Source organism: Streptococcus mitis (assembly GCF_013305725.1).
GTDB classification, from domain to species: domain Bacteria; phylum Bacillota; class Bacilli; order Lactobacillales; family Streptococcaceae; genus Streptococcus; species Streptococcus mitis_BO.
In genome coordinates this window covers 1,139,303-1,150,761 of record NZ_CP047883.1, presented here as the reverse complement: position 1 = coordinate 1,150,761, position 11,459 = coordinate 1,139,303, and the positions used below count along the sequence as shown (strand labels likewise).

Genomic DNA, 11,459 nt, shown 5'->3' with positions numbered 1-11,459 from the left:
CTTAAAGGAGTAAGAAGATGGATATAGATATGGATAATCTAAAGAAAAACATCCAAAGTTTCTTTGACCAAGGAACTGTAACAATAGTAGGTTCTGGACTATCTTGTGCTGAAGGTATTTCAGGAATGAAAGCACTATCTGAAAAGCTGATGGAAGATGTTCCTAATAAGCTAAGTAACGAAGATATGGAGTGTTGGAGAAACATAGAGGAAACCTTAAATAATGGAATAGATTTAGAATCGACACTACAACAAAATAAAGCGACAAATAACATTGAAAAAGCAATTATTGAAAGTGCATATGAACTTATTTCCAGTGAAGATATATTTATTTTTAAAGAAATTATAGAAAAAAGTAGAACATTAAAATTTTCTGAGTATTTATCATGCTTTAATGTTGATTTGTATAATTTGGTTGTAATAACAACTAATTATGATTTGTTAATAGAGTATGCTTGTGAAATCAAAGGATTGGTATATTCAGATTCATACTATGGGAAAATCATCTCTAAATATTCACCTGAAAACGCTGAAAAAGAAATGCTTAAAGGGATAAAAATAGGTAAGAAACCTATGAATCATTACAAGACACATATAAAAATATATAAACCACATGGATCAATTAATTGGAAACTCATCGATGGAAAACTTAATAAGATAAATCATGTAAATTGTGGTACTCCTTGCATAATTACCCCAGGTTCTAATAAATATGAAAAAGGATATGAAGAGCCTTTTGATTATCATATTAGAAAAATGGGGCAGGAGATGGATAATGCAAAAAGGTTAATTTTTATTGGATATGGTTTTAATGATAACCATTTGGAAACTCATTTAAATAAACCAGAAAATATTTCTAAACCTAAACTAATTGTAACTAGAACCTTATATGGTAATGCGAAAAAAATTGTTGATAATTCGCCAAATACTATAGCTATAGAAGAGATGAAAAAAAATGATAAGAGTTGTGGAACAAAAATTTACTTTGAAAAACAAATATATGAAATTAAAGATAAAAAAATATGGGATATAGCTGAATTGATTAAGGAGGTGTTTTGATGGATAAGTTAGTATTTCAAGAAAATGATACAATAGGTTCTGTTATATATGTGGATACTAATCAGGTTTTAATTGAAGTGGAAGATAATGAGAAAATATCATTATTAAATGTTGGTAGTATTGTTGCTATTCAAACCACAAGATCCTTTGAGTTTACGATTGGTATTATAGATAAAGTAAGACGAAAAGCAAATGAATTGATGGAATTAGAAGATTTAACTGATGAATATAATGAAAACTTTGAAGAAGAAGCCTACATTTCATCAGATGTAATCCAAGTTTCGTTAATTGGGACATACAAAACGGTTGACGGCGATACTAAAAATTGTTTCAAAAGAGGAATTGATACTTTCCCACAAATTACACATCATTGTTATTCGATTAATGGTAATAACTTAAAATTATTTATGAATATTATTAGTGATGATGTTTCTTTGGATAAACAATTGCTTATAGGAAAATTTGCAATTGATGACAATGCTACTGCAATTTTAGACGGCGATAAATTTTTTCAAAGACATGCCTCTATTTTGGGAAGTACAGGTTCAGGTAAAAGTTGGTGTGTTGCAAATTTGATAGAGGAAGCCAGCAAACTTAATAATCCTAATATTATTGTTCTTGATATGCATGGTGAATATAAGTCATTATGTGATACAGAGAGAAAATATGCTGACTATTATAAAATTGCTGGACCAGGAGATCTAGAAAATGACGATGAAAAATATATTTTCTTGCCATACTGGTTATTAAATAGAGATGAAATGCTATCTATGGTGTTAGACAGATCTGATAGTAATGCTCCTAATCAAGCTTCTAGATTTACATTTCATGTAAGAAGTTTGAAAGAAGATTCTTTGAGAAAATTAAATAAAACTAAAGTTTTAAGTACATTTACAGTCGATTCTCCGATCCCTTTTGATATTAAAGACTTGATTGTAGAATTGAAGAAAGATGATACTCAAAAAGGGATTGGTGCAAAAGGGCAACCAGTAAAAGGCGATTGGGAAGGTAAGTTAACACGTTTTATTTCTAGACTAGAGACAAAGATTACGGATAAACGATATGGATTTTTGTTTCAGCCAAATAATAATACATTAAATTATGATTGGCTATCCAAGTTATTGTGTAAGATGATTGGTGCAGATGACGAAAGAAAAGGTATAAAAATTATTGACTTTTCAGAAGTGCCTTCCGATGTTTTGCCTATAGTTACTGGAATCATTTCAAGATTACTGTTTGATGTGCAAATTTGGATGAATGAAGAAAAAAGAACTCCGTTCGCTATTTTGTGCGATGAAGCTCATTTATATCTTCCAATACAAGAGGATGCTGATAGTGTTCAAAAACAAGCACTAGGAAATTTTGAGAGAATTGCAAAAGAAGGTAGAAAATATGGAATATCTTTAGTTGTTATTAGTCAGAGACCTTCCGATGTAAGTAAAACAATTTTAAGCCAATGTAATAATTTTTTGGTACTACGACTATCGAATGACAGAGATAAATCTGTAATAAGAAATTTACTTCCAGATGCTTTAAAAGGTATTTTAGATCAACTACCTCTATTAGATGTAGGAGAAGCAATAGCAGTTGGTGATGCAATATTATTGCCAAGTCGAATTAGATTAAAAACACCACAATTAAAACCTATTAGTGCAACTAAAAATTTCTGGATAGAGTGGGAAAATAGCAAGGCAGACAATGCTGCAATTATTGAAGCTGTAGAAAATATGAGGTGTCAAACTAAAGAATAGAAAGGAGTAAGGCTATAGTGTTTCTAAATTATTAATCATTCAAAACTGATTGTGATAGGACTATTCTAGCTTTAGAATTTTTCAAAAATTAAAATTTAAGGCAATCAATGGCTTAGAATAGTGCGAAAACATTTAGTTTATAGGAATTTTAGGTCTAGAGTTGCATGGATATTTATGAAAAGAGAGCATTCGATAGTTAGGATTGTTCTATTCTGAAAGATTTGGGTTGTCAAAAGGCTAGAAGAGTGATTTGTAAGTATACTTGTATCATTTTGTTGTGATTATTGTATATCAAATAGATGGAATAAATTGGCTTTGCTTTCTTACTTTATGCTATAATAGTCAAAATGCTTTTTTAGAAAGGAAAATCTCAAATTGTCCTACAAATTTCTACTTTTCGACCTCGACCACACCTTGCTTGATTTTGATGCTGCTGAGGATGTGGCTCTGACGCAACTTCTAAAAGAAGAAGGAGTTGCGGATATCCAAGCCTACAAAGACTATTACGTTCCTATGAACAAGGCTCTCTGGAAGGATTTGGAGCAAAAGAAAATCAGCAAACAAGAGCTGGTTAACACGCGCTTTTCTCGTTTATTTGCTCATTTTGGACAGGAAAAGGACGGTAGTTTTCTAGCCCAGCGTTACCAATTTTACCTCGCCCAGCAGGGGCAAACTTTTTCAGGCACTCATCAACTCTTAGACAGCCTTATCGAGCGTGATTATGACTTGTATGCTGCGACAAATGGCATTACTGCTATCCAGACAGGGCGTTTGGCTCAATCGGGTCTGGCGCCTTATTTCAATCAAGTTTTTATCTCAGAACAGTTGCAAACACAAAAGCCTGATGCTCTCTTTTATGAAAAAATCGGTCAAGAGATTGCTGGATTTAGTAAAGAAAAGACGCTGATGATTGGAGATTCTCTAACTGCTGATATTCAAGGTGGTAATAATGCTGGGATTGACACTATCTGGTACAACCCTCATCATCTCGAAAATCACACACAAGCCCAGCCAACCTACGAAGTCCATTCTTACCAAGACTTGCTGGATTGTTTAGATAAACTGTAAAAAGTGGTTTAGATAGCCACTTTTTGCTATAATAGAGGCAGTAAAATGAAGGAGTTGACTATGGAACACTCGTCTTGGCATGCTTTGATTAAGGAGCAATTACCTGAGGGTTATTTCGGGAAAATCAATCAGTTTATGGAGCAGGTCTATTCTCAAGGGACTATTTATCCGCCCAAAGAAAAGGTTTTTCAGGCTCTCTTGACAACACCGCTTGAAGAAGTTAAGGTGGTGATTCTAGGGCAAGATCCCTATCACGGGCCAGGTCAAGCGCAGGGCTTGAGTTTTTCTGTACCCGACTCTATCCCAGCTCCGCCATCCTTGCAAAATATCTTGAAAGAATTGTCAGATGATCTTGGCGTTAAGAAATCCCATGATTTGACAGCTTGGGCTGAGCAAGGAGTCTTGCTTCTCAATGCTTGTTTGACGGTTCCTGCTGGACAGGCCAATGGTCATGCCGGTCAGATATGGGAGCCTTTTACTGATGCTGTGATTCAGGTGGTCAATCATCTAGATAGACCAGTTGTTTTTGTACTCTGGGGAGCTTATGCACGTAAGAAGAAGGCCTTAGTTACCAATCCTCATCACTTGATTATCGAATCAGCCCATCCCAGTCCTTTATCAGTTTATAGAGGATTTTGGGGTTCCAAGCCTTTTTCCAAGGCCAATGCATTCTTAAAAGAGACAGGACAAGAGCCAATCGATTGGCTTAGATAAGGAGAGAATATGCCTCAGTTAGCGACGATTTGCTACATTGATAACGGGAAAGAACTGCTCATGCTTCATCGCAATAAAAAGCCAAATGATGTCCATGCGGGTAAATGGATTGGTGTGGGTGGTAAGCTAGAAAGAGGTGAGACCCCTCAGGAATGCGCGGCGCGTGAAATCCTTGAAGAAACAGGGCTCAAAGCCAAGCCAGTTCTAAAAGGTGTCATCACTTTTCCTGAATTCACACCAGATTTAGACTGGTACACCTATGTTTTTAAGGTGACAGAGTTTGAGGGGGATTTGATTGACTGTAATGAGGGGACGTTAGAATGGGTTCCCTATGACGAGGTTTTGAGCAAGCCGACTTGGGAAGGTGACCATACCTTTGTTGAGTGGCTTTTAGAGGATAAACCCTTCTTTTCAGCCAAGTTTGTTTATGATGGGGATAAATTGTTGGATACCCAAGTTGATTTCTATGAATAAAGGAGAAAGCAGATGCTACTAATCAAAAATGGTCGTGTAATGGATCCCAAGTCTGGTTTGGATCAAGTGTGTGATATTTTAGTCCAAGATGGGAAAATTGTCAAAATTGCGCCTGAGATTAAAGAAGAAGGAGCAGAAATCATTGATGCTACTGGTCTTGTGGTTGCGCCTGGACTGGTTGATATCCATGTTCATTTCCGTGAGCCTGGTCAAACTCATAAAGAGGATATTCATACTGGGGCCCTAGCAGCCGCTGCAGGTGGTTTTACAACGGTTGTCATGATGGCTAATACCAGTCCAACCATTTCAGACGTTGATACTTTGCAAGAAGTTCTCCAGTCAGCTGCCAAAGAGAAGATTCATGTCAAGACGGTTGCGACCATCACTAAGAATTTTAATGGCAAAGATTTGACTGACTTTGAGACACTCTTAGAAGCAGGTGCGGTTGGTTTCTCAGATGACGGTATTCCACTTGAAAGCAGTAAAGTTGTCAAGGAAGCCATGGAGGAAGCCAAAAAGCTTAATACCTTTATCAGTCTCCATGAGGAAGATCCGGGATTGAATGGGATTCTTGGCTTTAACGAAAATATTGCTAAAGAACATTTCCATATCTGCGGTGCGACTGGAGTGGCTGAGTATGCTATGATGGCGCGTGATGTCATGATTGCCTATGCAACTAAGGCTCATGTCCATATTCAGCATTTGTCTAAAGAAGAAAGTGTTAAAGTAGTGGAGTTTGCTCAAGGTCTGGGTGCTCAAGTTACAGCAGAAGTAGCGCCACAGCATTTTTCTAAGACCGAAGCTCTCCTTTTGACACAAGGTAGCAATGCTAAGATGAATCCGCCACTTCGTTTGGAATCAGACCGTCGCGCGGTTATCGAAGGGCTCAAATCAGGCGTCATCACTGTGATTGCGACAGATCACGCGCCTCACCATGCAGATGAAAAAAATGTTGCAGATATTACCAAAGCGCCATCTGGTATGACAGGTTTAGAAACATCCCTATCTCTTGGCTTGACCTATTTGGTGGAAGCTGGGGAGTTGAGCTTGATGGAATTACTCGAAAAGATGACATACAATCCAGCAAAACTTTATAACTTTGAAGCAGGTTACTTGGCTGAGAATGGTCCAGCAGATATCACTATTTTTGATGCTAAGTCTGACCGCCTTGTGGACTCCCATTTTGCTTCGAAAGCAACTAATTCACCATTTATCGGTGAAACCTTAAAAGGGCAGGTTAAATACACCATCTGTAAGGGACAAATCGTCTATCAAAACTAGGTGGGAGTCTGCTCTGTAAACAAAAAGAATAGAGAGACTATATGTACCAAACCCATCATTTTAAAGATAAGTTTATCTTATTTTTAAAGATATTTTTCCCTATCCTGATTTATCAATTTGCCAATTATTCTGCCTCCTTTGTTGATACGACTATGACTGGTCAATACAATACCATGGACTTGGCTGGTGTGTCTATGGCAACCAGTATCTGGAATCCTTTCTTCACATTCCTAACAGGGATTGTATCAGCCTTGGTGCCTATCATTGGTCACCATCTTGGTCGAGGCAAAAAGGAAGAGGTTGCGTCTGATTTTTACCAGTTCATCTATCTGGCCTTGGCGCTATCTATGGTCTTGCTGGGGATGGTACTTTTCTTGGCACCACCAATCTTGAATCATATTGGCCTAGAAGCACCGGTGGCAGCAGTAGCGGTTCGCTATCTTTGGTTTTTATCTATCGGAATTATCCCCTTGTTGCTCTTTAGTGTCATTCGTTCCTTGCTGGATTCGCTGGGCTTGACCAAACTGTCCATGTACCTCATGCTTTTGTTACTTCCTATCAATAGTGGATTTAACTATCTCTTGATTTTCGGGGCCTTTGGTGTTCCAGAATTGGGAGGTGCTGGCTCTGGTTTAGGTACTTCATTGGCTTATTGGGTCTTGCTGGGAATTTCTGTTCTGGTTTTATTTAAACAGGAGAAGCTCAAAGCTCTACATCTTGAGAAACGAATTCCATTTAATATGGATAAAATCAAGGAAGGAGTTCGATTGGGTCTGCCTATTGGGGGAACTGTCTTCGCGGAGGTGGCTATCTTTTCTGTGGTTGGCTTGATTATGGCTAAGTTCTCATCCTTGATTATCGCTAGTCACCAGTCAGCTATGAATTTTTCAACTCTCATGTACGCCTTTCCTATGAGCATCTCATCTGCTATGGCTATTGTTGTTTCCTATGAAGTGGGAGCCAAGCGATTTGATGATGCGAAAACCTATATTAGTTTAGGAAGATGGACTGCCCTTATTTTTGCAGGCTTCACCTTATCTTTCCTTTACATTTTTAGGGGAAATGTGGCCAGTCTTTATGGTAACGACCCAGAATTTATCGATCTGACAGCACGTTTTTTGACTTATAGTCTTTTCTTCCAGTTAGCAGATACCTTTGCGGCACCGCTTCAGGGAATTTTGAGGGGGTATAAGGATACAGTGATTCCTTTTTACCTTGGTTTGGTTGGTTATTGGGGTGTAGCAATTCCAGTAGCTATGGTCTTTGATTCCCTAACAGATTTTGGAGCTTATTCTTACTGGATTGGTTTGATTATTAGTCTGATCGTAAGTGGGGGGCTCTACCGTTGGCGTTTAACTGTGATTATGAAGAGATTTGAATCTGTAGAAAAATCTAAACTCTAAAAAGTTTGTGAAAAAATATTCTTAATAAGAAAATCCCTTGTTTTCATGGGGGTTTCTTTTTTATTTTGTGAAATTTTCTTTAGCAAAACTTTGACAGTATTTGCCAAAAACGGTAAAATAGTAAGGTAAGAAGAAACTTAGAAAGGCAAGAAGATGTCAACTTTAGATAAAAATCTTTTGCTAGAGATGTTCCGTAAGATGGAAGAAATTCGTCGTATGGACTTAAAAATTGCGCAATTAGTAAAGAAAGGGAAAGTGCCAGGAATGACGCACTTTTCTGTTGGAGAAGAAGCAGCTAACGTGGGTGCTATGTTGGCTCTCAATCCAGATGATCTGATCACCTCAAACCACCGTGGTCACGGACAAGCTATTGCCAAAGGAATTGACCTCAACGGAATGATGGCTGAAATCCTTGGTAAATACACTGGGACCTGTAAAGGTAAAGGTGGATCTATGCATATCGCTGACCTTGATGCTGGTAACCTTGGTGCCAATGGTATCGTAGGTGGTGGTATGGGAATCGCTGTTGGTGCAGCCCTCAGTCAGCAAATGCAAAATACTGGGAAAATCGTTGTCTGCTTCTTTGGAGATGGTGCAACCAATGAAGGTGTTTTCCACGAAGCAGTGAACATGGCTTCTATCTGGAACCTGCCAGTCATTTTCTATTGCATTAACAACGGTTACGGTATCTCTGCGGATATCAAGAAAATGACCAATGTCGAACATATCCATCAACGTAGCGCCGCTTATGGAATTCCTGGAATGTTCATCGAAGACGGTAACAATGTCATCGACGTCTATGAAGGATTTAAGAAAGCTGTAGATCATGTTCGCAGTGGCAATGGTCCAGTCTTGATTGAAAGTGTAACTTATCGCTGGCTTGGCCACTCATCATCTGACCCTGGTAAATATCGTACACGTGAAGAAGTGGAATTGTGGAAACAAAAGGATCCAATCGAAAACCTCCGCAACTACCTTATTGAAAATAACATTGCTAGCGCTGAAGAATTGGAAGAAATCCAAGCACAAGTCAAGGAATCAGTAGAAGCTTCTGTTAAATTTGCTGAGGAAAGCCCATTCCCACCGCTTGAATCCGCATTTGAAGATATTTACGCAGACTAAGGAGAAAGAGATAAAAATGGAAACAAAAACAATGTCCTTCCGTGACACCATTATCCTTGCTATGTCTGAGGAAATGCGTCGCGATAAAAATGTGTTCTTGATGGGAGAAGATGTTGGGGTCTTCGGAGGAGACTTCGGAACTTCTGTTGGAATGCTTGAAGAATTTGGTCCAGAACGTATCCGTGATTGTCCGATTTCTGAAGCTGCCATCTCAGGAGCAGCAGCAGGAGCAGCTATGACGGGACTTCGTCCAATCGTCGATATGACCTTCATGGACTTCTCAGTTATTGCCATGGACAATATCGTTAACCAAGCTGCTAAAACTCGTTATATGTTTGGCGGTAAAGGTCAAGTCCCAATGACTGTACGTTGTGCAGCTGGTAATGGAGTTGGTTCTGCCGCCCAGCACTCGCAATCTCTAGAGTCTTGGTTTACTCACATTCCTGGACTTAAGGTTGTGGCACCTGGAACACCTGCAGACATGAAAGGATTGCTCAAGTCTTCTATCCGTGATAATAACCCTGTTATCATTCTTGAGTACAAGTCAGAATTTAACCAAAAAGGGGAAGTGCCAGTTGATCCAGACTACACAATCCCACTTGGGGTTGGGGAAATCAAACGCGAAGGTACAGATGTAACAGTTGTTACTTATGGGAAAATGCTTCGTCGTGTGGTTCAAGCTGCTGAAGAATTAGCAGAAGAAGGAATTTCAGTTGAAATTGTTGACCCACGTACCCTCGTTCCGCTTGATAAGGATATCATCATTAACTCAGTGAAGAAGACTGGTAAAGTTGTTCTGGTCAACGACGCTCACAAAACAAGTGGTTATATCGGAGAGATTTCAGCTATTATTTCAGAATCAGAAGCATTTGACTATCTAGATGCACCAATCCGCCGCTGTGCAGGAGAAGATGTGCCAATGCCTTATGCGCAAAACCTAGAAAATGCAATGATTCCAACAGTTGAAAGCATCAAAGATGCCATCCGTAAAACATATAACAAAGAATAGAATTACATAATATAAGTTATGTAAAACACTTGTTATCTGTCATAAGAAGAGTTGGTTCGATAATAACCGACGAAGGATTTAGTAAGTCTACATGGTTGGTTATTTGATAGTGGCAACCGTAGTAATTTGAGATACGTTTTGTATCTAAGTGATTTGAAGAGTTGCGACATGAGTGAGTCGAATCGATAATATTCGACGAATGAATTAGTAAGTCTAAAAGGATGACCGCCTAATAGCGGCAACCGTAGTAATTTGAGATACGTTTTGTATCCAAGTTGCTTGTAGAGTTGAGCACGGGCTAAAAGCTCGGAAAAAAGATAAATCTCCTTGACTTCATTGAAGTCTGCGTTGATTTCCTATTTTTCAGTCGCTTTTAACGCCCTTTGTATCATTTAATTGAATTCGGACGGAGGTCTTCGAAAAAAAGATAGATTTCCTTGTGTTCATCGAACACATCGTCAATCTCCTATTTTTTCATTGCTCTCTTCGTCCTTAATATCTTAGTATAGAATTGGAGAGGTCATGGCTGATGACAAGCTAAGAGCGACTCCTGCAGCTAGAAAGTTAGCGGATGATTTAGGGATCAACCTCTACGACATTTCTGGCTCAGGTGCAAACGGTCGTGTCCACAAAGAAGACGTGGAAACTTATAAAGACACAAACGTGGTTCGCATTTCGCCACTTGCAAAACGAATTGCCCTCGAACATAACATTGCTTGGCAGGAAATCCAAGGAACGGGACATCGTGGTAAGATCATGAAGAAGGACGTTTTGGCCTTGCTTCCTGAAAATATTGAAAACGATACCATCAAGTCTCCTGCTCAGATTGAAAAAGTGGAAGAAGTTCCTGATAATGTAACACCATATGGTGAAATCGAGCGTATTCCAATGACACCAATGCGTAAGGTTATTGCCCAACGCATGGTTGAATCTTACCTAACTGCGCCAACCTTCACGCTCAACTATGAAGTTGATATGACTGAAATGTTGGCTCTTCGTAAGAAGGTTCTTGAGCCAATCATGGAAGCAACTGGGAAGAAGACTACTGTAACAGATCTTCTTTCACTTGCTGTTGTGAAAACCTTGATGAAGCATCCTTATATCAACGCTTCATTGACAGAAGATGGCAAGACCATTATCACTCACAACTATGTCAATCTTGCGATGGCAGTTGGGATGGATAATGGATTGATGACACCTGTTGTTTACAATGCTGAGAAGATGACTCTTTCAGAGTTGGTTGTAGCCTTCAAGGATGTTATTGGCCGTACCTTGGATGGCAAATTGGCTCCAAGTGAACTGCAAAATTCAACATTTACTATCAGTAACTTGGGAATGTTTGGCGTTCAGTCCTTTGGTCCGATCATCAACCAACCAAACTCAGCTATCCTTGGTGTCAGTTCGACAATTGAGAAGCCTGTTGTCGTCAATGGTGAGATTGTGATTCGCCCTATCATGAGCCTAGGATTAACTATTGACCACCGTGTCGTAGATGGTATGGCTGGTGCTAAGTTTATGAAGGACTTGAAAGAGTTGATTGAAAACCCAATCTCAATGTTGATTTAAGAGCAAGAATATT

The 11,459-nt window shown here is 38.8% G+C and carries 10 protein-coding genes; all 10 read left to right on the top strand.

All coding sequences use genetic code 11. The annotated features are described in order from the left end of the window. Positions 1 to 17 precede the first annotated feature (17 nt). The 10 genes from M594_RS05715 to M594_RS05670 all read left to right on the top strand — a co-directional run bounded on the left by M594_RS05715 (position 18) and on the right by M594_RS05670 (position 11,446). Entirely contained in the window at positions 18 to 1,058 is a 1,041-nt protein-coding gene (locus tag M594_RS05715) for an SIR2 family protein (RefSeq protein WP_173876207.1), read from the top strand. Beyond that, complete coding sequence (locus M594_RS05710) at positions 1,058 to 2,809, top strand: ATP-binding protein (RefSeq protein WP_173876206.1); 1,752 nt, start codon at positions 1,058 to 1,060, stop codon at positions 2,807 to 2,809. The genes M594_RS05715 and M594_RS05710 overlap by 1 nt, the downstream gene beginning before the upstream one ends. A 375-nt stretch (positions 2,810 to 3,184) precedes the next feature. Then, positions 3,185 to 3,877: a YjjG family noncanonical pyrimidine nucleotidase gene (locus M594_RS05705; RefSeq protein ID WP_173876205.1), complete on the top strand. Its 693-nt coding sequence runs from the start codon at positions 3,185 to 3,187 to the stop codon at positions 3,875 to 3,877. A gap of 60 nt (positions 3,878 to 3,937) precedes the next feature. Then, positions 3,938 to 4,591: a uracil-DNA glycosylase gene (locus tag M594_RS05700; RefSeq protein ID WP_033688777.1), complete on the top strand. Its 654-nt coding sequence runs from the start codon at positions 3,938 to 3,940 to the stop codon at positions 4,589 to 4,591. A 9-nt stretch (positions 4,592 to 4,600) separates the two neighbouring features. Then, a complete protein-coding gene (locus tag M594_RS05695) occupies positions 4,601 to 5,065 on the top strand; it encodes an NUDIX hydrolase (protein WP_001135756.1) in 465 nt (154 codons plus the stop codon). A gap of 12 nt (positions 5,066 to 5,077) precedes the next feature. Continuing rightward, the gene (locus M594_RS05690) at positions 5,078 to 6,346 is read left to right on the top strand and encodes a dihydroorotase (RefSeq protein ID WP_173876204.1); all 1,269 of its coding nucleotides are present in this window, start codon (positions 5,078 to 5,080) and stop codon (positions 6,344 to 6,346) included. Between the two features lie 41 nt (positions 6,347 to 6,387). Further along, complete coding sequence (locus M594_RS05685; protein WP_173876203.1) at positions 6,388 to 7,749, top strand: MATE family efflux transporter; 1,362 nt, start codon at positions 6,388 to 6,390, stop codon at positions 7,747 to 7,749. Between the two features lie 153 nt (positions 7,750 to 7,902). After that, a complete protein-coding gene (locus M594_RS05680; RefSeq protein WP_173876202.1) occupies positions 7,903 to 8,871 on the top strand; it encodes a thiamine pyrophosphate-dependent dehydrogenase E1 component subunit alpha in 969 nt (322 codons plus the stop codon). A 16-nt stretch (positions 8,872 to 8,887) separates the two neighbouring features. Continuing rightward, complete coding sequence (locus tag M594_RS05675) at positions 8,888 to 9,880, top strand: alpha-ketoacid dehydrogenase subunit beta (RefSeq protein ID WP_173876201.1); 993 nt, start codon at positions 8,888 to 8,890, stop codon at positions 9,878 to 9,880. Between the two features lie 522 nt (positions 9,881 to 10,402). Next, on the top strand, positions 10,403 to 11,446 hold the full coding sequence (locus tag M594_RS05670) for a dihydrolipoamide acetyltransferase (RefSeq protein WP_173876200.1): 1,044 nt from the start codon (positions 10,403 to 10,405) through the stop codon (positions 11,444 to 11,446). Positions 11,447 to 11,459 lie beyond the last annotated feature (13 nt).

What these genes read in the sequence shown, in the direction of transcription:
- M594_RS05715 (WP_173876207.1), top strand. Translation starts at nt 18, where the DNA reads ATGGATATAGATATGGATAATCTAAAGAAAAACATCCAAAGTTTCTTT.
- M594_RS05690 (WP_173876204.1), top strand. Translation starts at nt 5,078, where the DNA reads ATGCTACTAATCAAAAATGGTCGTGTAATGGATCCCAAGTCTGGTTTG.
- M594_RS05695 (WP_001135756.1), top strand. Translation starts at nt 4,601, where the DNA reads ATGCCTCAGTTAGCGACGATTTGCTACATTGATAACGGGAAAGAACTG.
- M594_RS05680 (WP_173876202.1), top strand. Translation starts at nt 7,903, where the DNA reads ATGTCAACTTTAGATAAAAATCTTTTGCTAGAGATGTTCCGTAAGATG.
- M594_RS05700 (WP_033688777.1), top strand. Translation starts at nt 3,938, where the DNA reads ATGGAACACTCGTCTTGGCATGCTTTGATTAAGGAGCAATTACCTGAG.
- M594_RS05685 (WP_173876203.1), top strand. Translation starts at nt 6,388, where the DNA reads ATGTACCAAACCCATCATTTTAAAGATAAGTTTATCTTATTTTTAAAG.
- M594_RS05675 (WP_173876201.1), top strand. Translation starts at nt 8,888, where the DNA reads ATGGAAACAAAAACAATGTCCTTCCGTGACACCATTATCCTTGCTATG.
- M594_RS05670 (WP_173876200.1), top strand. Translation starts at nt 10,403, where the DNA reads ATGGCTGATGACAAGCTAAGAGCGACTCCTGCAGCTAGAAAGTTAGCG.
- M594_RS05710 (WP_173876206.1), top strand. Translation starts at nt 1,058, where the DNA reads ATGGATAAGTTAGTATTTCAAGAAAATGATACAATAGGTTCTGTTATA.